The 19,433-nt window shown below is 56.9% G+C and carries 18 protein-coding genes; 14 read left to right on the top strand and 4 right to left on the bottom strand.

Going from position 1 to position 19,433, the window contains the following annotated elements:
• Positions 1 to 53: 53 nt before the first annotated feature.
• Positions 54 to 1,268 carry an MFS transporter gene (locus ABLU96_RS26475; protein ID WP_014228834.1) on the bottom strand — a complete coding sequence of 405 codons (1,215 nt, stop codon included), beginning with the start codon at positions 1,266 to 1,268 and terminating at the stop codon, positions 54 to 56.
• Between the two features lie 109 nt (positions 1,269 to 1,377).
• On the opposite strand from ABLU96_RS26475, the gene ABLU96_RS26470 reads away from it, so the two are divergent.
• Positions 1,378 to 2,313, top strand: coding sequence for a LysR family transcriptional regulator (locus tag ABLU96_RS26470; RefSeq protein WP_004849886.1), 936 nt, complete (start codon positions 1,378 to 1,380; stop codon positions 2,311 to 2,313).
• A 40-nt stretch (positions 2,314 to 2,353) separates the two neighbouring features.
• On the opposite strand, the gene rne is transcribed toward ABLU96_RS26470, so the two are convergent.
• Complete coding sequence (gene rne, locus ABLU96_RS26465) at positions 2,354 to 5,608, bottom strand: ribonuclease E (protein ID WP_064407221.1); 3,255 nt, start codon at positions 5,606 to 5,608, stop codon at positions 2,354 to 2,356.
• A 697-nt stretch (positions 5,609 to 6,305) separates the two neighbouring features.
• On the opposite strand from rne, the gene rluC reads away from it, so the two are divergent.
• Positions 6,306 to 7,259, top strand: coding sequence for a 23S rRNA pseudouridine(955/2504/2580) synthase RluC (gene rluC / locus ABLU96_RS26460; RefSeq protein WP_014228836.1), 954 nt, complete (start codon positions 6,306 to 6,308; stop codon positions 7,257 to 7,259).
• Between the two features lie 12 nt (positions 7,260 to 7,271).
• On the opposite strand, the gene ABLU96_RS26455 is transcribed toward rluC, so the two are convergent.
• Together ABLU96_RS26455 and ABLU96_RS26450 are read right to left on the bottom strand one after the other, a co-directional pair.
• Positions 7,272 to 8,417, bottom strand: a complete 1,146-nt coding sequence (locus ABLU96_RS26455) for an alpha/beta fold hydrolase (RefSeq protein WP_064405273.1) — start codon at positions 8,415 to 8,417, stop codon at positions 7,272 to 7,274.
• Between the two features lie 187 nt (positions 8,418 to 8,604).
• Complete coding sequence (locus ABLU96_RS26450; RefSeq protein ID WP_004849894.1) at positions 8,605 to 9,189, bottom strand: nucleoside triphosphate pyrophosphatase; 585 nt, start codon at positions 9,187 to 9,189, stop codon at positions 8,605 to 8,607.
• Between the two features lie 141 nt (positions 9,190 to 9,330).
• On the opposite strand from ABLU96_RS26450, the gene yceD reads away from it, so the two are divergent.
• The 12 genes from yceD (at position 9,331) to holB (ending at position 19,431) form a co-directional block, all read left to right on the top strand.
• Positions 9,331 to 9,852: a 23S rRNA accumulation protein YceD gene (yceD, locus tag ABLU96_RS26445; protein WP_004849895.1), complete on the top strand. Its 522-nt coding sequence runs from the start codon at positions 9,331 to 9,333 to the stop codon at positions 9,850 to 9,852.
• Between the two features lie 16 nt (positions 9,853 to 9,868).
• The gene (gene rpmF / locus ABLU96_RS26440; protein ID WP_004101077.1) at positions 9,869 to 10,042 is read left to right on the top strand and encodes a 50S ribosomal protein L32; all 174 of its coding nucleotides are present in this window, start codon (positions 9,869 to 9,871) and stop codon (positions 10,040 to 10,042) included.
• Positions 10,043 to 10,244: 202 nt separating this feature from the next.
• Positions 10,245 to 11,342 (top strand): phosphate acyltransferase PlsX, encoded by a 1,098-nt coding sequence (gene plsX / locus ABLU96_RS26435; protein WP_071846169.1) that lies wholly within the window; start codon positions 10,245 to 10,247, stop codon positions 11,340 to 11,342.
• Positions 11,343 to 11,395: 53 nt separating this feature from the next.
• Positions 11,396 to 12,349 carry a beta-ketoacyl-ACP synthase III gene (locus ABLU96_RS26430; protein WP_004131395.1) on the top strand — a complete coding sequence of 318 codons (954 nt, stop codon included), beginning with the start codon at positions 11,396 to 11,398 and terminating at the stop codon, positions 12,347 to 12,349.
• A gap of 15 nt (positions 12,350 to 12,364) precedes the next feature.
• Complete coding sequence (gene fabD / locus ABLU96_RS26425; protein ID WP_064405275.1) at positions 12,365 to 13,294, top strand: ACP S-malonyltransferase; 930 nt, start codon at positions 12,365 to 12,367, stop codon at positions 13,292 to 13,294.
• 12 nt (positions 13,295 to 13,306) lie between these two features.
• Entirely contained in the window at positions 13,307 to 14,041 is a 735-nt protein-coding gene (gene fabG / locus ABLU96_RS26420; RefSeq protein WP_004131399.1) for a 3-oxoacyl-ACP reductase FabG, read from the top strand.
• 210 nt (positions 14,042 to 14,251) lie between these two features.
• Positions 14,252 to 14,488, top strand: coding sequence for an acyl carrier protein (gene acpP, locus ABLU96_RS26415; RefSeq protein WP_000103754.1), 237 nt, complete (start codon positions 14,252 to 14,254; stop codon positions 14,486 to 14,488).
• Positions 14,489 to 14,577: 89 nt separating this feature from the next.
• The gene (gene fabF / locus ABLU96_RS26410) at positions 14,578 to 15,819 is read left to right on the top strand and encodes a beta-ketoacyl-ACP synthase II (RefSeq protein ID WP_004849908.1); all 1,242 of its coding nucleotides are present in this window, start codon (positions 14,578 to 14,580) and stop codon (positions 15,817 to 15,819) included.
• A gap of 145 nt (positions 15,820 to 15,964) precedes the next feature.
• Complete coding sequence (gene pabC, locus ABLU96_RS26405; protein ID WP_064405277.1) at positions 15,965 to 16,774, top strand: aminodeoxychorismate lyase; 810 nt, start codon at positions 15,965 to 15,967, stop codon at positions 16,772 to 16,774.
• A 2-nt stretch (positions 16,775 to 16,776) separates the two neighbouring features.
• Positions 16,777 to 17,799, top strand: a complete 1,023-nt coding sequence (yceG, locus tag ABLU96_RS26400) for a cell division protein YceG (protein WP_004849912.1) — start codon at positions 16,777 to 16,779, stop codon at positions 17,797 to 17,799.
• Entirely contained in the window at positions 17,789 to 18,430 is a 642-nt protein-coding gene (tmk, locus tag ABLU96_RS26395) for a dTMP kinase (protein ID WP_025106911.1), read from the top strand. Before yceG ends, tmk begins: the two co-directional genes overlap by 11 nt.
• Complete coding sequence (gene holB / locus ABLU96_RS26390) at positions 18,427 to 19,431, top strand: DNA polymerase III subunit delta' (protein WP_025106912.1); 1,005 nt, start codon at positions 18,427 to 18,429, stop codon at positions 19,429 to 19,431. The genes tmk and holB overlap by 4 nt, the downstream gene beginning before the upstream one ends.
• The last annotated feature ends 2 nt before the right edge of the window (positions 19,432 to 19,433 follow it).

The raw sequence follows: 19,433 nt of genomic DNA, 5'->3' as shown, positions 1-19,433 counted from the left end.
AAGCCGCTCTGCAGGAATTGCACAGCGGCTTTTTTTACCTGACGGTTCGCTCTTTATCTGGCGGTTCGCTGCGCCGATACGACCCTGGCGCTTTCCAGCAGGCGGATCCCAAGGGCAATCGCACCGGTTACGACGGCGAGGGTCACCACGCCGCTCCAGCCTGCGAGCACATACAGTTTGCTTCCCAGTACTGAACCCAGCGACATCCCAATAAACACGCCGGTGAACAGCAGCGCGTTGAGGCGTCCGCGCGCCTGCGGCTCCAGGCCATACACCAGATTCTGGTGCGCCACGAGGCTGGATTGCAGCCCCAGGTCAAAACCGACGGCCGAGATGGCAATCAGGATTAGCTGACCATGCGGCGGTAGCGCAGGCAGCAAAAACATCAGGGCAAACGAAACCGTCACCAGCGCCGCGCCCATTTGCGTGACTTTTTCTGCGCCGAACTTGTCGGCCAGGCCGCCGGCCAGCGGGGCGGCAAGCGCCCCGGCAGCCCCTGCAATACCGAAGCCACCGGCTACCGCGCTGCCCATCTGATAGTGCGCCAACAGCATGACCGCAAGCGTAGACCAGAAGGCGCTAAAGGCGATAGAGAGGAATCCCTGGGCGAATGCGGCGCGACGCAGTGCCGGATAGCGTTTCCACAGATGCGCCATCGATTTCATCAGCTGCGGGTAGCTGAGGGTTGAGTGAATTTCGAAGCGCGGCAGCACGCGCCACATCACCACACCAATCATCGCGATGCTGACCGCAGCCGCCTGATACATTACCCGCCAGCCGAATAGCGCCCCCACCAGACCACTAACGGTTCGCGACAGCAGGATCCCCAGCAGCAGGCCGGTCATCACCGTACCCACCATTTTCCCCTGCTTGCCCGCGGGAGCCAGAATCGCGGCTGCCGGTACGATATCCTGCGCCATGGTCGCGGCCATACCGATAAGCAGGCTGACAATCAGCAGAGAGCTTAGCTGACCGGTAAGGCTGCAGAGCAGCAACAGGACGGCCAGCGCGGCGCTTTTCATCAGGATCAGCTTTCTGCGGTCGTGGCGGTCGCCAAGCGGGAGAAGGAAAAGTATGCCCAGCGCGTAGCCGGCCTGGGTCAGGGTCGGAACCAGACCCATACCCTCAACGCTCAAATGGAGGTTAGCCCCCATCAGCGGCAGCAGCGGTTGCGCGTAATAGATTGAGGCGACGCTGAAGCCTGCGCCCAGCGCAAGGATGAAAATGACCCACCCGGCGGCGCGGGAGGTGAGTGGAGTTGGTGTCATGGTGGATTCCTCTTAGAAGCGATGGCGCTATTTTTCCCGTAATCCGGCTGGCGCGGTAGATAGCCCGGTGGTAAAACGGTTATACGCTAAACGTATAGGAAAAATATAAATGAAGAAGCAAGAGCGTATAGATCGTATCGAACTGATGCGTACGTTCATTCGTATCGTGGAGGCCGGGTCTCTCTCCGCCGCCGCGGTACAGATGAATACGACCCAGGCGACGGTAAGTCGACGGCTTCAGTCTCTGGAGGGGCTGCTTGGCGCAAAGTTGATTCTGCGCACGACTCACGCGATGAAGCTGACCGATGACGGTGAGCGCTGTTATCAGCATGCCCGCCAGGTCGTCGATGCCTGGCTGGCGCTGGAGGACGACCTGCGGATCACCGATGACCGGCCGGTGGGGATTTTAAGAGTGCGGGCCCCGCATGCGTTTGGTCAGCAACAGCTGCTGGGGCCACTGGTGGATTTTTTGCAGCGCTATCCCCAGCTGGCGGTTGAATGGATGCTGAACGATAAGACGGTCGATTTTCTGAGCGATGGTATCGACTGCGCGATTCGCGTGGGGGCCGAGGTGGATCCGGCTACGGTATCGGTACTGCTGGCCGAGGTTCCCCGCAGCGTGGTGGCATCCCCATCGCTGCTGGCGAACTTACCGCCGTTAAGCGCGCCGCAGGAGATGTCGTTGCTGCCGTGGATAGCCATCAGCACGTTCTATCAGCATGAGGTGAGGCTGCAGTCGCAGGTGGATGAGCAGCTTATTACCTTTGCCATCGCGCCGTGTCTGAGTACCGATAGCGTGCATGTGGCGCGTAATACCGCGCTGGCGGGGCTGGGCGCGGCGATTGTGTCGAGCTGGGCGGTAGCGGACGATATTGCCGCCGGGCGGCTGGTGGAGCTGTTCCCGCAGTGGCGAGCCTCACCGCTGCCGGTACACCTGGTGTATCCCTGGGCGCGCTACTATCCAACGCGGTTGCGTAAATTTCTCGATCTGATGCGTGAGGTCATGCCGCAGATTGCGGGGATGCAGCGTCCGGAAGGGGAATAAAAAAAGACCGGCCGCGGGGGCCGGTCTTGTCGAGGTGACGTTACTCTACGGGCTGCGGACGGGTAGGTCCGGCAGCGGCTTTGTGCGTGGCGCTATGACCGCCAGCAGAACCTTTACCGTCAAAATCAAAGTTCGGGCGAACCCACTCGCTTTGACGAGGCGCTTCAGGTACGTAGTCTGGCGCTGGGGCGCGGGTCATCGGCGCCGTGGCGTGACGATTGGCGACCTTAACGACCGGCGCAGCCGTGACAACAGGTTGAGTCGCAACGACCGGCTCCGCCGCTGGTGCAGGTTCAACCACCGGTTCGGAAACAACAGGCGCTTCCTCAACAATCACCGCCGCCTCTTCAACCGCAACAGGTTCAGCGACCGCAGCTTCCGGTTCGACAGCCTCTTGCGCAACGACGTCAACGGCTTCTGCGACAACTTCTTCGGCCACGGCTTCATCGACTTCGGCAATCAGCTGCGGCTGTTCATCAACCGGGGCGGCGATAGCCTCCGGATGCGTGGTTTCTACGACCGGAACTTCAGGTTCGTTAATCACCGCCACAGGCTCGGTAGTGGCCACTGGCTCGACTGCGCTTTCTGCGGCGACAGCCGGGGCAATGACGTCAGAGACAGCCGGCTCAGCGGCAGCCACTGGCGCGGCGACGGGCTCAGCCGCAGTGGTTGAGAGCTCCTGAACCTGCACGTCTTCCTGCTGCTGGTCCTGAGGGCGAACGACCGGGTAGCGGATCCACACTTTACCAGACGCCATTTCCGGCGATGCGCAGGCTACGGTCAGCGGCATCGGGGATTGCGTCGGGTAACGCTCATCACGGTAGCGACGACGGCGCTGGCCGCTGACGCGCAGGTGACGAGGGGAACGACGTGAACGACGCGGCATACCGTTGGATTCGCGGGCTTCACCGTTCTCATCATGTTCCGCAGCGGTTTCAACAACCGCCGGCAGGTCGACTTTCGCCAGTTCAGTGCGCGGCGCTGCGGCTTCCGGCTGGACGACCGGCGCTTCGGCGACCTGAGGCGCGGCTACCGGCTCGACAACCTGTTCAGCGGCGGCGGATTCAATACGCACCTTCTGCGCCAGCTGGCGAGGTTTACGACGCGGCATCGTCTGCACGCGCTCTTCCTGCTCGCTCTCCTGAACAACCGGCTCTTCGCGGGTTTGCGCTTTGGCTTCCTGCTGAACCTGACGTTTATCATCGTTACGACGGCGATTACGTTCGCGGCGCGGCTGCTGCTCGTCGCGCGCTTTGCCTTTTTCGCTATCTTCGACCGTTGTCTGGCGGATTTCGCGCGGCTCAGCGTTCTGCTGCTGCTTCTCACGACGGTTGCGGCGGTTTTCTTCACGAGACTCGCGGCCTTCGCTGTTCTCGGCACGACTATCGCGGTTCTCGCGGCTATCGCGATTATCCCGGTTGTCGCGGCGGTCATTGCGATCGCGGCGGTTGTTGGAGCGCGGTTTACGACGATCCTGCTGACGCTCGGATTTCTCTTCCGCTTTTTTCTCAACCTGAACTTCTGCCGGTTTAGTCTCTTCCTCGCTGGAGAACATATTTTTCAGCGCGCTGAAGAAGCGGGCAACCAGGCCAGGCTGCGCCGGCGCTGCCGCTTTCGGTGCGGATGCGGCAGGCGCAACGGTAGCCGCGGCTCTGGCCGGCTCTTCCTGGGCCGGAGCCGGAGGCGCGTCAGGCATGACAAAAGCAGCCAGCGCCGGTTGTTCCGGGAGTTTACGCTCGGCCGGCTCTTCATCAGAAGGCATGGCCATCTCTTCTTCGTGCAGTTTCGGCAGCAGATAGCTCAGCGTGGAGGTCTCTTCGCCCTTACGCACGCGCAGAACAGAGTAGTGCGGCGTTTCCATCTGGTCGTTTGGCACGATAATAACGCGCACATCGGCCTGACGGGTTTCAATCGCGCTTACCGCGGCACGTTTTTCGTTCAGCAGGTAAGAGGCAATCGGCACCGGTACGATAGCGTGAACTTCTTTGGTGTTCTCTTTCAGCGCTTCTTCTTCGATCAAACGCAGAATAGAAAGCGACAGCGATTCGTTATCGCGCACGGTACCCGTTCCGCTACAGCGCGGGCAGACGTGATGGCTGGACTCCCCGAGCGACGGGCTCAGGCGCTGACGCGACATCTCCAGCAGTCCAAAGCGGGAAATATGGCTGATCTGGATGCGCGCTCTGTCCTGACGGACGGCTTCGCGCAGGCGGTTTTCTACCGCACGCTGGTGGCGAACCGGGGTCATATCGATGAAGTCGATAACGATCAGGCCGCCAAGGTCGCGCAGACGCAGCTGACGAGCGATTTCATCGGCTGCTTCAAGGTTGGTATTAAACGCCGTTTCTTCGATGTCGCCGCCGCGGGTGGCGCGTGCGGAGTTGATATCGATAGCGGTCAGCGCTTCGGTGCTGTCGATAACGATAGAACCGCCGGAAGGCAGACGCACTTCACGCTGGAAAGCGGACTCAATCTGCGATTCGATTTGATAGTGGCTGAACAGCGGGATTTCCCCGGTGTACAGTTTGATTTTGCTGCTGAAATCCGGACGACCCAGCGCCGCAATGTGCTGGCGAGCCAGCTCAAGCACCTTCGGGTTGTCGATAAGGATTTCGCCGATATCCTGACGCAGATAGTCGCGGAAAGCGCGCACGATGACGTTGCTTTCCTGATGGATCAGGAACGGAGCAGGGCGGCTGTCTGCGGCTTTCTGGATGGCTTCCCAGTGCTTCAGGCGGAAGCTTAAGTCCCACTGCAGCGCTTCGGCGGATTTGCCGACGCCAGCGGTGCGAACGATAAGTCCCATGCCGTCCGGCAGCTCAAGGCTGGCCAGCGCTTCTTTGAGTTCGGTGCGATCGTCACCCTCGATGCGGCGTGAAATACCGCCAGCGCGTGGGTTATTCGGCATCAGCACCAGATAGCTACCCGCCAGGCTGATAAAGGTGGTCAGCGCGGCGCCTTTATTGCCACGCTCTTCTTTATCGATCTGGACAATCACTTCCTGGCCTTCACGCAGCACGTCCTTGATGTTTGGACGACCGTGAGAATTGTAGTTGGCAGGGAAGTATTCGCGGGCAATTTCTTTGAGAGGGAGGAAACCATGACGCTCGGCACCATAATCAACAAATGCGGCTTCGAGGCTAGGTTCAATACGAGTGATTTTGCCTTTGTAGATGTTCGCTTTTTTCTGTTCGTGCCCGGGGCTTTCGATATCCAGGTCGTACAGGCGCTGCCCATCAACAAGGGCGACGCGCAACTCTTCCTGCTGAGTTGCGTTGATTAACATTCTTTTCATCGTAACTTACTCATTATTCTTACATTGACGACTAAGCTACGGGCAGAGTAACGCCTTACCGGGGAAAACCGATGGCCTCGTGTCTGTTTCACGTCGCCAACCTCACGGCTGTCGCGCGCTTAAGAGGCGCAGAGTGTCGGTCGCCTGTATTTCAAACGGAAACACAGCGCACTTATCAGGGGAACTGCCTGGGATGTATCACCAGAGAAGATTCCATTTATACCCATCGTTTTTCATGCAGCAGGCGTGGCGGCTTAACCTGCTCATCTTAATCATTTGATCCAGATGAGCGCCGGGATATCCCAGTGTGAACGCCTTCCTGCGACGTGAAATCCATAGAGCCTGTACCGGTAAGGACTGCAACCCGCAGCCCGCTAACTGTCTGAAAGATCAATACGTCTTACGCCATTGCTGCGTTGATGATCGGTCAGACAAAATTGGTCATTCCGCTAATTTCTTGTTCTAACAAGTTTCAGCACGGAATACTGCATCATTATTCCATTGCTAAGCTCGTTATAGCAAGTTGACTTTCACCTTTTATCACCCGGTTACTCACAGTTTTTTCACCCGCGTATACAGATTGTTCTAATAACAAACAAAACGATGATGAAGCGTACTGTGAAATCCGGATGATGATAAATATAAGCATATAAAAATGAGTGGCGCTAATGCGTCGGGCTATTTAGAATCGCGCACCATGAAAACTGAGATCCCAAGCGTAAAAATGGTTGCCATTGCTGATGATGAAGCCGGGCAACGTATCGACAACTTTTTGCGTACGCAGCTGAAGGGCGTACCGAAGAGCATGATTTATCGCATCTTGCGTAAAGGCGAGGTGCGGGTTAACAAAAAGCGCGTGAAGCCGGAATATAAGCTGGAAGCCGGCGACGAAGTGCGCATCCCGCCGGTTCGCGTCTCTGAGAAAGAAGAAGAGGCGGTCTCTCCACACCTGCAAAAAGTAGCCGCGCTGGCCGATGTGATTTTATATGAAGACGATCATATCCTGGTGCTTAACAAGCCTTCCGGAACGGCGGTACACGGCGGCAGCGGATTGAGCTTTGGCGTAATTGAAGGTCTGCGCGCGCTGCGTCCGGAAGCGCGTTTCCTGGAGCTGGTACATCGCCTGGATCGCGACACCTCCGGCGTGCTGCTGGTCGCCAAAAAGCGTTCCGCGCTGCGTTCCCTGCACGAGCAGCTGCGCGACAAAGGAATGCAGAAGGATTACCTGGCGCTGGTGCGCGGGCAGTGGCAGTCGCATACTAAAGTGGTGCAGGCGCCGCTGCTGAAAAATATTCTGCAGAGCGGTGAGCGCATTGTGCGGGTTAACCAGGAGGGGAAACCGTCGGAGACGCGCTTTAAAGTTGAAGAGCGTTATACCCATGCGACGCTGGTGCGCTGCAGTCCGGTGACCGGTCGTACGCATCAAATCCGCGTACATACGCAATACGCCGGCCACCCTATTGCTTTTGACGACCGCTACGGCGACCGTGAATTTGATAAGCAGCTGGCGGGCACCGGCCTTAACCGGCTGTTTCTGCATGCGGCGGCGCTGAAGTTTACCCATCCGGGTAGCGGGGAGATTATGCGCATTGAAGCCCCCTTAGATAATCAGCTTAAGCGCTGCCTGCAGGTCTTGCGTAACGCGAAATGACCGCGCTCAGGCTCAGGGTTTGAGCCACCTGGCAAGCCAGGGGAAAACTTCATCCTGCTGTTGTTGATTAAAAACGTGGCCCAGTTCCGGCCACGTTTTTGTTTCCAGCTTATCCTGCGCGTTTTGCGACGCCCACACTTTATGTACTTTTGCGAAGGCGTCGTTAACGGCTTCCGCCGGGAAGAGCTTATCTTGTCCGCCGCTGTAAATAAGCATCGGTTTTGGCGCGGCAATGCTGGCGATATCGGGAATATCGAGGCGTCCGGATAAGCCAGGGTGAAGCATATAAAACGCCGACTGGCCGCGCAAAACGTTGTTGCCAGGCTGCATCAGGCCGTTCCAGGTTCCAAACCAGGAGATAACCGCAGTCGCGGCGACTTTGTCAGACAGGGCGGCCAGCTGCCAGGCGCGAAAACCGCCCATTGAGAAACCCACGACCCCAATGCGTTGACTATCAACCGTTTTTAAAGTGCTGAGGAAATCGACGGTACGCAGATCTTCATAGGCAACTTCACCAGCCAGCGAGCGCCCCAGGTTAAAGTAGTTGCTGGCGAGGGCCTGCTGCTGCTCGTAGACCATCGGCCCTCGGTCCCCCCAACCCGGGCTATCAATGGCGATGACGACATAGCCGCGCTGCGCCAGTTCATCGCCGATAAACCGACCGCTGAAAAATTTATCCGCCCACGCCTCAGCGCTGGCCAGCCGTGCGGCGTCGTTCCACGGACGGATTAGCTTCTCCTTACCGATATCAAACTTTGAGCCATGGTCGTGCAGCAGAACAATTGCCGGGTGAGGGCCGGGGGAATTTGGCGTCAACATCAGCGCGGCAATCCTGTTATCGTCGGTTACGTTGAAGGCCAGCTTCTCGGCGGTATACGCGCCTCGATTTTCTCTCATCAGCGTTTGCGGCGCGAAGGGGAGTGTCGACTCCGGGGTTAGCAGAGACTGCCGAAGCAGCGTACGGGCCTGCTGTCGCCATTGCTCAAAATCACGGTAGTGGCCAGAGAGCCACGAGTCCGGGTAGGTCATCTGCGCTTTCAACTGCTTCCAGGAGGCGGGGAGATTGCCCTCTACGATGCCCTGGCGCTGCCAGTCATGGGCATTAACGCCGGCGGCGGCCAGCAGGGTGAGGGTCAAAAGCGTAGCGCGGGTTGGCATAGTGGCTCCATTTAAAAATAAAACAACGTTTCATAATGGATTCTAATGGCGCGGGTAAAATAAACTGTGACAGGCGATGCATTAATTAAGTTGGGGTAAACCTGCTCTGCTCCGTTGGGCACCGGGTAAAGCGGCGGCACGCGGCCTCAGGAAGAGACCGCGCGGGATTGGGGGGCCTTTATCATGTTTACGTGAGCAGGGGATTCAACGCTTCCCGGCGCAGCATCTGGCACAGGGCAATGAGCGGCAAACCGACCAGCGCGTTGGGATCGCGCCCCTCAAGCCGTTCGAATAGCGTGATGCCTAAACCTTCGCTTTTAAAGCTTCCGGCGCACTGCAGCGGGTTTTCCTTGCGGATATAGCTCTCAATTTCCTGGTCGCTTAAACGGCGGAAATGAACGTCGAAAGGTTCGCATTCCGTTTGTAGATGACCGTTGGCGGAATTGTACAGCGCCAGGCCGGTATAGAACGTGACGATGGTGCCGCTGGCCTTTCTCAGCTGGCGATGGGCGTTTTCTTCCGTATGCGGTTTGCCGGTAATTTCACCGTCCAGGACACAAACCTGATCGGAGCCTATAATGAGGTGCTGTGGGTAGCGTGCGGCAAGGGCCTGCGCCTTTGCCTGCGCCAGACGCATCACCAGCTGGCGGGCAGGTTCGCCGGGCAGCGGGGTTTCATCAACGTTCGGCGCAGCGCATTCAAAAGGCACCGACAGTTTTTCCAGCAGCATTCGCCGCCACGGCGAGGTTGACGCGAGGATTAGTTCAGACATATTTTTTCATCCACATATAGCGCTTCGCAGAGCATCATTTTAAACTATGCGCCGCAATGTGTGCGAATAAATGGCAAAAGGCAACCTGAGGCTGCCTTTTTCTTTGACTCTATGACGTTACAAAGTTAATATGCGCGCCCTATGCAAAAGGTAAAATTACCCCTGACTCTCGATCCGGTTCGCACGGCTCAAAAACGCTTAGATTACCAAGGTATCTATACCCGTGATCAGGCTGTGCGTGTCGCTGATTCTGTTGTCAGCGTGGACAGCGATGTGGAATGCAGCATGTCGTTCGCTATCGATAACCAGCGTCTTGCCGTTTTAAGCGGCGATGCGACGGTGTCGGTAACCCTCGAATGTCAGCGTTGCGGGAAACCGTTCCCCCATCATGTTCACACAACGTATTGTTTCAGCCCCGTCAGAAATGACGAACAGGCCGAAGCACTGCCGGAAGCGTATGAGCCGATTGAGGTTAACGAATTCGGTGAAATCGATCTGCTGGCGCTGGTTGAAGATGAAATCATCCTCGCCTTGCCCGTAGTTCCGGTGCATGATTCTGAACACTGTGAAGTGTCCGACGCGGACATGGTCTTTGGTGAACTGCCTGAAGAGGCACAAAAACCAAACCCATTTGCCGTATTAGCCAGCTTAAAGCATAAGTAATTGAGGAGTAAGGTCCATGGCCGTACAACAGAATAAACCAACCCGTTCCAAACGTGGCATGCGTCGTTCCCATGACGCGCTGACCGCAGTCACCAGCCTGTCTGTAGACAAAGCTTCTGGTGAAAAACACCTGCGTCACCACATCACTGCCGACGGTTTCTACCGCGGTCGCAAGGTTATCGCTAAGTAATCACGCATTACTCCATGGATTTCGCGTTGCAAGAAGACGCAAGCGAGAGAAGCACCAGGAGCATAGCTCACTATGTGACTGGTGTGAACGAGCGCAGTCAACGCACTTGCCGCGTGAAAGACGAAGAGTAAAAGCGTGATGAAGCTTAGTGAGGATCTCCCCGGGTAACTGGGGAATAACCGAACCGAGCAGCGACGATACCTTGACACGTCTAACCCTGGCGTTAGATGTCATGGGCGGGGATTTTGGCCCTTCCGTGACAGTGCCTGCAGCATTGCAGGCACTGAACTCTAATTCACAACTCACACTTCTTTTAGTCGGCGATCCCGACACTATCGCGCCATTACTTGCCAAAGCTGATTTTGAACAACGTTCACGTCTGCAGGTTATCCCTGCGCAGTCAGTTATTGCCAGTGATGCTCGACCCGCGCAAGCGATTCGCGCCAGTCGCGGTAGCTCAATGCGCATTGCGCTTGAGTTAGTGAAAGAAGGGCGGGCGGAGGCCTGCGTCAGTGCGGGTAATACCGGAGCACTGATGGGGCTGGCGAAGCTGCTGCTTAAGCCCATTGAGGGGATCGAGCGCCCAGCGCTGGTTACTATGTTGCCGCATCAGCTGAAGGGCAAAACGGTGGTGCTGGATTTAGGCGCTAACGTGGATTGCGATAGCACAATGCTGGTGCAGTTTGCCATCATGGGGGCGGTTCTTGCCGAAGAAGCGATCGGTATTAAGGATCCCCGCGTTGCGCTTCTGAATATCGGCGAAGAAGAGATGAAAGGTCTCAGCAGCATTCGCGACGCGGCGGCGGTTTTGAAGACTCTGCCAACCCTCAACTATATTGGGTATCTGGAAGCCAACGAATTGTTGACGGGCAAGACGGATGTTTTGGTTTGTGATGGATTCACGGGCAACGTCACATTAAAAACGATGGAAGGTGTTGTCAGAATGTTCCTTTCACTGTTGAAATCACAGGGAGAGGGGAAAAAAAGGTCGTGGTGGCTGCTTTTATTAAAGCGTTGGTTACAAAAAAGCCTGTCGAGGCGATTCAGTCACCTCAACCCCGACCAGTATAATGGTGCCTGTCTGTTAGGATTACGCGGTTCCGTGATTAAAAGTCATGGGGCTGCCAATCAGCGCGCTTTTTGCGTCGCGATAGAGCAGGCAGTGCAGGCTGTGCAGCGGCAGGTTCCTCAGCGAATTGCCGCTCGCCTGGAATCTTTATACCCTGCAGGTTTCGAATTGCCTGAAGGCGGCAGAAGCGGAAATTCCAGGCCTCAAACCCGGATGACCGGCAACGACTGACGCCTCGCAGTTTGAGTTAACCCGGTATATTACCCAAGAGTGACTGAGCGTACATGTATACGAAGATTATTGGTACCGGCAGCTATCTGCCTGAGCACGTGCGTACGAACGCTGAACTGGAAAATATGGTCGATACGTCTGACGAGTGGATTGTTACTCGTACCGGTATCCGCGAGCGTCGTATTGCCGCACCGAATGAAACAGTTGCTACGATGGGCCTTGAAGCCGCTAAGAATGCGCTGGACATGGCGGGCGTCAAGCCGGAGCAAATTGGTCTGATTATTGTTGCGACCACCTCCGGTACCCATGCGTTTCCTAGCTCGGCTTGCCAGATTCAATCAATGTTGGGTATTAAAGGCTGCCCGGCGTTTGACGTCGCTGCGGCCTGCGCGGGGTTCACCTACGCGCTCAGCGTTGCCGATCAATACGTGAAAAACGGTGCGGTGGATTACGCGCTGGTGATCGGCGCTGACGTGCTGGCGCGCACCTGCGATCCTGCCGATCGCGGAACCATTATTATTTTTGGCGATGGCGCCGGTGCCGTGGTGCTGGGCGCTTCTGAAGAGCCGGGCATCATCTCCACCCATCTGCACGCGGATGGCAGCTACGGCGAGCTGCTGACGCTGCCGAACGCCGATCGCGTCGAACCGGAAAACCCCATCTATCTGACGATGGCGGGTAATGAAGTCTTTAAGGTGGCGGTAACCGAGCTGGCGCACATCGTGGACGAGACTTTAGCTGCGAACAACCTCGAGCGATCTGCGCTTGACTGGCTGGTGCCGCATCAGGCCAACCTGCGTATTATCAGCGCCACGGCGAAGAAGCTGGGCATGTCGATGGACAACGTGGTCGTCACGCTCGACAGACACGGCAATACGTCGGCGGCATCTGTTCCCTGTGCGCTGGATGAAGCCGTTCGCGATGGCCGCATTCAACGTGGTCAGCTTATTCTGCTGGAAGCCTTCGGTGGTGGTTTCACCTGGGGTTCCGCGCTGGTTCGTTTTTAGGATAAGGATTTAAACATGACGCAATTTGCTTTTGTGTTCCCGGGACAGGGCTCTCAGAGTGTCGGGATGCTGTCAGATATGGCGGCCGCTTACCCGGTCATTGAAGAGACGTTCCGTGAAGCCTCTGCGGCGTTGGGTTACGATCTGTGGGCGCTTGCACAGCAGGGCCCGGCGGAAGAGTTGAACAAAACCTGGCAGACGCAGCCGGCTCTGCTGACCGCCTCCGTAGCGCTGTATCGCGTCTGGCAGCAGCAGGGCGGTAAAGCGCCCGCTATGCTGGCGGGCCACAGCCTCGGCGAATACTCTGCGCTGGTATGCGCAGGCGTTATCGATTTTGCTGATGCCGTCCGCCTGGTTGAGATGCGCGGCAGGTTTATGCAGGAAGCGGTACCGGAAGGTACCGGCGCGATGTCCGCGATCATCGGGCTTGACGACGCTGCGATTGCCAAAGCCTGCGAAGAATCTGCTGAAGGGCAGGTGGTTTCTCCGGTAAACTTTAACTCGCCAGGACAGGTGGTTATTGCGGGTAACAAAGAGGCCGTCGAGCGCGCGGGAGCCGCCTGTAAGGCTGCGGGTGCGAAACGTGCCCTGCCGCTGCCGGTCAGCGTACCGTCCCACTGCGCGCTGATGAAGCCGGCGGCGGAAAAACTGGCGATTGAGCTGCAGAAAATCACCTTTAACGCGCCGACGATTGCGGTGGTAAACAACGTCGACGTGAAAAGTGAAACGGCGCCTGATGCTATCCGTGATGCCCTGGTTCGCCAGCTGTATAGTCCGGTTCAGTGGACCAAAACCGTTGAGTTTATGGCATCACAGGGCGTAGAGCATCTGTATGAAGTTGGTCCGGGTAAAGTCCTCACCGGTCTGACTAAACGTATTGTTGACACCCTGACCGCTTCCGCGCTTAACGAGCCGGCGGCGATGTCTGCGGCGCTTGAGCAATAAAAGAGGAAAACCATGAGTTTTGAAGGAAAAATCGCGCTGGTTACCGGTGCAAGTCGCGGGATTGGCCGCGCAATCGCTGAAACGCTCGTTGCCCGTGGCGCGAAAGTTATCGGTACTGCGACCAGCGAGAGCGGCGCGCAGGCGATCAGCGATTATTTAGGTGCTAACGGTAAAGGTCTGCTGCTGAATGTGACCGATCCTGCATCTATCGAATCTGTTCTGGGAAATATTCGCGCAGAATTTGGTGAAGTTGATATCCTGGTGAATAATGCCGGGATTACTCGTGATAACCTGTTAATGCGCATGAAAGATGATGAGTGGAACGATATTATCGAAACCAACCTGTCATCTGTTTTCCGTCTGTCAAAAGCGGTAATGCGCGCTATGATGAAAAAGCGTCATGGACGTATTATCACTATCGGTTCTGTGGTTGGTACCATGGGAAATGCGGGTCAGGCCAACTACGCTGCGGCGAAAGCGGGTCTGATTGGCTTCAGTAAATCACTGGCTCGCGAAGTTGCGTCCCGCGGTATTACTGTAAACGTTGTTGCTCCGGGCTTTATTGAAACGGACATGACGCGTGCGCTGACCGATGAGCAGCGTGCGGGTACGCTGGCGGCAGTTCCTGCGGGGCGCTTAGGCTCTCCAAATGAAATCGCCAGCGCGGTGGCATTTTTAGCCTCTGACGAAGCGAGTTACATCACCGGTGAAACTCTGCACGTCAACGGCGGAATGTATATGGTCTGACCGAGATTTGTGCAAAACGCTCAGGAACCGCGCAGTCTGTGCGGTTCACCGTAATGTTTTGTACAAAATGATTTGCGTTATGAGGGCAAACAGCCGCAAAATAGCGTAAAATCGTGGTAAGACCTGCCGGGATTTAGTTGCAAATTTTTCAACATTTTATACACTACGAAAACCATCGCGAAAGCGAGTTTTGATAGGAAATTTAAGAGTATGAGCACTATCGAAGAACGCGTTAAGAAAATTATCGGCGAACAGCTGGGCGTTAAGCAGGAAGAAGTTACCAACAATGCTTCCTTCGTTGAAGACCTGGGCGCTGATTCTCTTGACACCGTTGAGCTGGTAATGGCTCTGGAAGAAGAGTTTGATACTGAGATTCCGGACGAAGAAGCTGAGAAAATCACTACTGTTCAGGCTGCCATTGATTACATCAACGGCCACCAGGCGTAAGTGAACATCTCCAGGCGGTCATTCGACCGCCTGAGTTTTATCTATATTTTGTCCCACAAGAATCTATTTTCCCTCCCTGGAGGACAACCGTGTCTAAGCGTCGTGTAGTTGTGACCGGACTGGGCATGTTGTCTCCTGTCGGCAATACCGTAGAGTCTACCTGGAAAGCTCTCCTTGCCGGTCAGAGTGGCATCAGCCTGATCGACCATTTCGATACTAGCGCCTATGCAACGAAATTTGCTGGCTTAGTAAAGGATTTTAACTGTGATGACTTCATCTCGCGCAAAGAACAGCGCAAGATGGACGCCTTCATTCAATATGGAATTGTCGCTGGCATTCAGGCCATGCAGGATTCTGGCCTTGAAGTGACGGAAGAGAATGCTACCCGCATCGGTGCCGCTATTGGTTCCGGTATTGGCGGGCTTGGCCTGATCGAAGAAAACCACAGTTCGCTGGTAAAAGGCGGACCGCGTAAGATCAGCCCGTTCTTTGTTCCTTCCACAATCGTTAACATGGTGGCCGGGCATCTGACCATCATGTTTGGTCTGCGTGGACCAAGCATTTCCATCGCAACCGCCTGCACCTCTGGCGTACACAACATTGGTCACGCCGCGCGCGTTATCGCCTATGGCGATGCTGACGCAATGGTCGCCGGTGGTGCGGAAAAAGCCAGTACCCCCCTGGGCGTAGGCGGCTTTGGTGCAGCGCGCGCGCTGTCCACGCGCAATGACAACCCGCAGGCGGCAAGCCGTCCATGGGATAAAGAGCGTGACGGTTTCGTGCTCGGCGACGGCGCCGGCATGGTCGTGCTGGAAGAGTATGAGCATGCGAAAAAACGCGGCGCGAAAATCTATGCGGAAATCGTCGGCTTTGGTATGAGCAGCGATGCCTACCATATGACTTCGCCACCGGAAGATGGTGCTGGAGCCGCGCTGGCGATGGTGAACGCCATTCGCGATGCTGGCATTGAAGCTAGCCAGATTGGCTACGTCAACGCCCACGGCACCTCTACGCCGGCAGGCGATAAAGCAGAAGCGCAGGCGGTGAAATCCGTCTTCGGTGACGCTGCCAGCCGCGTCATGGTCAGCTCGACTAAGTCAATGACCGGCCACCTGCTGGGCGCCGCGGGCGCAGTAGAGTCTATCTACTCCATCCTCGCGCTGCGCGATCGGGCGGTTCCGCCAACCATCAACCTGGATAACCCGGATGACGGTTGCGATCTGGACTTCGTTCCGCACGAAGCGCGTCAGGTTAGCGATCTGGAGTATACCCTGTGTAACTCCTTCGGCTTCGGCGGCACTAACGGCTCGCTAATCTTTAAAAGGGTGTGATGCGCGCCTGATGCCACGCCTTTGCTGACGTCAATGCTCATCGAAAAACTGGCCCGCTTGTCGGGCCTTTTTTTATTCAGTTTTCTCCGCTTGTTCAATGTATCTCCTCCTGCGAAACTAACCGGCCAGCGATAAGGAGACTTTTATGTATTTGATAAATGGCGCTGAAAGTGAAACGCTCGCGGTGAACGATCGCAGCGTTCAGTTCGGCGATGGCTGCTTTACCACGGCGCGCATCGTCAGAGGCCAGGTTCAGCTGCTGTCAGCCCATCTGGCCCGCCTGCAGAAGGCCTGTGAACAGCTCTTTATCCCCTACGACGACTGGGCGCTATTAGCGCAGGAGATGGCGCATCTGGCGCAGTCCCATCAGGATGGCGTGCTGAAGGTCATCATCACGCGCGGGGCGGGGGGGCGCGGATACAGCGCTGCCGGCTGCGTGAATCCCGTGAGAATCCTCAGCGTATCGCCCTGGCCGGAGCACTATCTTCGCTGGCGCGAGGAGGGGATCTCCGTGACGTTGAGCCCTGTCAGGCTGGGACGCAATCCCTCGCTCGCCGGCCTCAAACACCTTAATCGGCTGGAGCAGGTGCTGATTCGTTCTCATCTTGAGCAGACGGACGCCGATGAAGCGCTGGTCCTTGACAGCGACGGGTGGCTTACGGAATGCTGTGCCGCGAACTTATTCTGGCGTAAAGGATCCGACGTCTTTACCCCGCGCCTCGATCAGGCGGGGGTCAACGGTATTATGCGCCAGTACATTCTCGCTAAGCTGGCACCATCGCCGTTTCGCGTTGTCGAAGCCACCATGCGCCCCGAGGCGTTACGCGAAGCCGACGAGGTCCTTGTCTGTAACGCATTAATACCGCTGGTGCCTGTTCGCCGCTGGAACGATAAACGTTGGTCCACGCGCGAGCTTTACCATTTTTTAGCCCCCTTGTGTGAGCTGTCTGATTAGCCATGAAGAAAATGTTACGTTTCATTCTGCTGTTGGTGGTGGTGCTGGGCATCGCCGCGGGCATCGGTATGTGGAAAGTTCGCCAGCTGGCGGACAGTAAGTTACTGATTAAAGAAGAGACCATATTTACCCTTGAGGCCGGAACGGGGCGCCTGGCGCTTGGGCAACAGCTGTATAGCGATAAAGTCATTAACCGCCCTCGGGTGTTCCAGTGGTTGCTGCGCATCAAGCCTGAGCTGTCCCACTTTAAAGCCGGGACCTATCGCTTCACGCCTGATATGACGGTACGCCAGATGCTGCAGCTGCTCGCCAGCGGTAAAGAGGCGCAGTTTCCGCTGCGCTTCGTTGAAGGTATGCGGGTGAGTGACTACCTGCGTCAGCTGCGCGATGCGCCTTACGTCAAGCATACGCTGGCGGATGACAGCTATGAAACCGTGGCGAAGGCCCTTGAACTGGAACATCCCGATTGGGTCGAAGGCTGGTTCTGGCCGGATACCTGGATGTATACCGCCAATACCAGCGATGTGGCGATCCTTAAGCGCGCGCATCAGAAGATGGTTGCCGCGGTCGATAAAGCCTGGGAAGGGCGGATGGAGAATCTGCCGTATCATGATAAGAATCAGCTGCTGACGATGGCCTCTATCATTGAAAAAGAGACGGCGCTGCCGGAAGAGCGCGACCGCGTCGCATCGGTATTTATTAATCGTTTACGTATCGGCATGCGTCTGCAAACCGATCCCACCGTGATTTACGGGATGGGGGAGAGTTATAATGGCAAATTGACGCGTAAAGACCTGGAAACGCCGACCGCTTACAATACCTATGCCATTAACGGTATGCCGCCCGGACCCATTGCCGCACCGGGCGAGGCCTCGCTGAACGCCGCCGCGCATCCGGCGAAAACGCCGTATCTTTATTTTGTCGCGGACGGTAAGGGCGGGCATACGTTTAACACCAACCTGGCCAGCCATAACCGCTCGGTTCAGGATTATTTGAAAGTACTTAAGGAAAAAAATGCGCAGTAACTATATCGTCATCGAGGGCCTGGAGGGCGCAGGGAAAACCACCGCGCGTGAATGTGTGGTAGAGACGCTAAAACAGCTGGGCGTTAGCGATATGGTGTTTACCCGCGAACCGGGCGGCACCATTCTGGCCGAGAAGCTGCGCAGCCTGGTGCTGGATATTCAGTCCACCGGCGATGAAGTGATTAATGATAAAGCGGAAGTGCTGATGTTTTACGCGGCGCGCGTACAGCTGGTAGAGACGGTGATTAAACCCGCTCTGGCGCGCGGTCAATGGGTCATTGGCGATCGTCACGATCTCTCTACCCAGGCCTATCAGGGCGGCGGTCGCGGTATCGACCAGACGATGCTGGCGACCCTGCGTGACGCGGTACTGGGAGACTTTCGTCCCCATCTGACGCTTTATCTTGATGTGACTCCGGAGGTGGGCCTGAAGCGCGCCCGCGCCCGCGGCGAACTTGACCGAATTGAGCAGGAGTCGCTGGATTTCTTTAATCGAACTCGCGCGCGCTACCTTGAACTGGCGGCGCAGGATCCCACCATCCGCACCGTTGACGCCACCCAGCCGCTGGAGGCCGTCGAGCGCGACATCCGTGCGGTGGTGAATCGGTGGGTTGCGGAGCAACTCCCATGAAATGGTATCCGTGGTTACGCCCGCCCTTTGAACAGCTGGTTGCCAGCTATCAGGCGGGACGGGGCCACCATGCGCTGATGGTCCAGGCGCTGCCGGGCATGGGGAGCGATGCGCTGATTTACGCGCTTTGTCGCTTTCTGATGTGCCGCCAGCCGGAAGGGCATAAAAGCTGCGGTCATTGCCACAGCTGTCAGCTGATGCAGGCCGGTACCCATCCTGATTATTATGCGTTGACCCCGGAAAAGGGGAAGAGCTCGCTCGGGATCGATGCCGTGCGCGAAGTGAGCGAAAAGCTTTATGAGCACGCCCGGCTTGGCGGCGCGAAGGTGGTGTGGATAGGCGATGCCGCTATGCTGACGGATGCGGCGGCAAACGCGCTGCTGAAAACGCTGGAGGAGCCGCCGGAGAATACCTGGTTCTTCCTGGCCTGTCAGGAGCCAGCGCGCCTGCTGGCAACGCTGCGCAGCCGCTGTCGTTTGTATCACCTTGCTCCGCCTTCAGAACGTTACGCGCTGGCGTGGTTAGAGCGGGAAGTGACGATGTCACAAGACGCGCTGCTCGCGGCGCTGCGGCTGAGCGCCAACGCGCCAGCGGCAGCGCTGGATCTGCTGCAGGATGCTCACTGGGCACCGCGCCAGCAGCTTTGTCAGATCCTGGGTAATATTTTAACTCACGGCGACTGGCTGACGCTGTTGCCGATTTTGAACCATGAACAGGCCGCGATTCGCCTGCACTGGCTGGCATCGCTGCTGGTCGATGCGCAAAAAAGGCAGCAGGGGATTACGCTTATCAGCAATCCGGACGCCTGGCCACTGGTCAATCAGCTGGCCGCTGCGCTGCCGGCGGCGCGCCTGCAGGCGATTGCGCGTGACGTCAGCGCCTGCCGCGAACAGCTTTTGAGCGTTGTCGGCATTAATCGCGAACTGCTGCTAACCGAGCGCCTTCTGCGCTGGGAACATTACCTGCAACCCGGGGCGGTTCTTCCCGTATCCCACCTCTGAGA

This window comes from Klebsiella sp. CN_Kp106 (genome assembly GCF_040064575.1).
Classification (GTDB): Bacteria; Pseudomonadota; Gammaproteobacteria; order Enterobacterales; family Enterobacteriaceae; genus Klebsiella; species Klebsiella michiganensis.
The sequence above is the reverse complement of the archived record's forward strand: the minus strand, read 5'-3'. Positions and strand labels throughout refer to the sequence as shown.

Coding starts and splice junctions, on each gene's coding strand:
- ABLU96_RS26475 (WP_014228834.1), bottom strand. CDS start 1,268: ATGACACCAACTCCACTCACCTCCCGCGCCGCCGGGTGGGTCATTTTC.
- ABLU96_RS26470 (WP_004849886.1), top strand. CDS start 1,378: ATGAAGAAGCAAGAGCGTATAGATCGTATCGAACTGATGCGTACGTTC.
- rne (WP_064407221.1), bottom strand. CDS start 5,608: ATGAAAAGAATGTTAATCAACGCAACTCAGCAGGAAGAGTTGCGCGTC.
- rluC (WP_014228836.1), top strand. CDS start 6,306: ATGAAAACTGAGATCCCAAGCGTAAAAATGGTTGCCATTGCTGATGAT.
- ABLU96_RS26455 (WP_064405273.1), bottom strand. CDS start 8,417: ATGCCAACCCGCGCTACGCTTTTGACCCTCACCCTGCTGGCCGCCGCC.
- ABLU96_RS26450 (WP_004849894.1), bottom strand. CDS start 9,189: ATGTCTGAACTAATCCTCGCGTCAACCTCGCCGTGGCGGCGAATGCTG.
- yceD (WP_004849895.1), top strand. CDS start 9,331: ATGCAAAAGGTAAAATTACCCCTGACTCTCGATCCGGTTCGCACGGCT.
- rpmF (WP_004101077.1), top strand. CDS start 9,869: ATGGCCGTACAACAGAATAAACCAACCCGTTCCAAACGTGGCATGCGT.
- ABLU96_RS26430 (WP_004131395.1), top strand. CDS start 11,396: ATGTATACGAAGATTATTGGTACCGGCAGCTATCTGCCTGAGCACGTG.
- fabD (WP_064405275.1), top strand. CDS start 12,365: ATGACGCAATTTGCTTTTGTGTTCCCGGGACAGGGCTCTCAGAGTGTC.
- fabG (WP_004131399.1), top strand. CDS start 13,307: ATGAGTTTTGAAGGAAAAATCGCGCTGGTTACCGGTGCAAGTCGCGGG.
- acpP (WP_000103754.1), top strand. CDS start 14,252: ATGAGCACTATCGAAGAACGCGTTAAGAAAATTATCGGCGAACAGCTG.
- pabC (WP_064405277.1), top strand. CDS start 15,965: ATGTATTTGATAAATGGCGCTGAAAGTGAAACGCTCGCGGTGAACGAT.
- yceG (WP_004849912.1), top strand. CDS start 16,777: ATGAAGAAAATGTTACGTTTCATTCTGCTGTTGGTGGTGGTGCTGGGC.
- tmk (WP_025106911.1), top strand. CDS start 17,789: ATGCGCAGTAACTATATCGTCATCGAGGGCCTGGAGGGCGCAGGGAAA.
- holB (WP_025106912.1), top strand. CDS start 18,427: ATGAAATGGTATCCGTGGTTACGCCCGCCCTTTGAACAGCTGGTTGCC.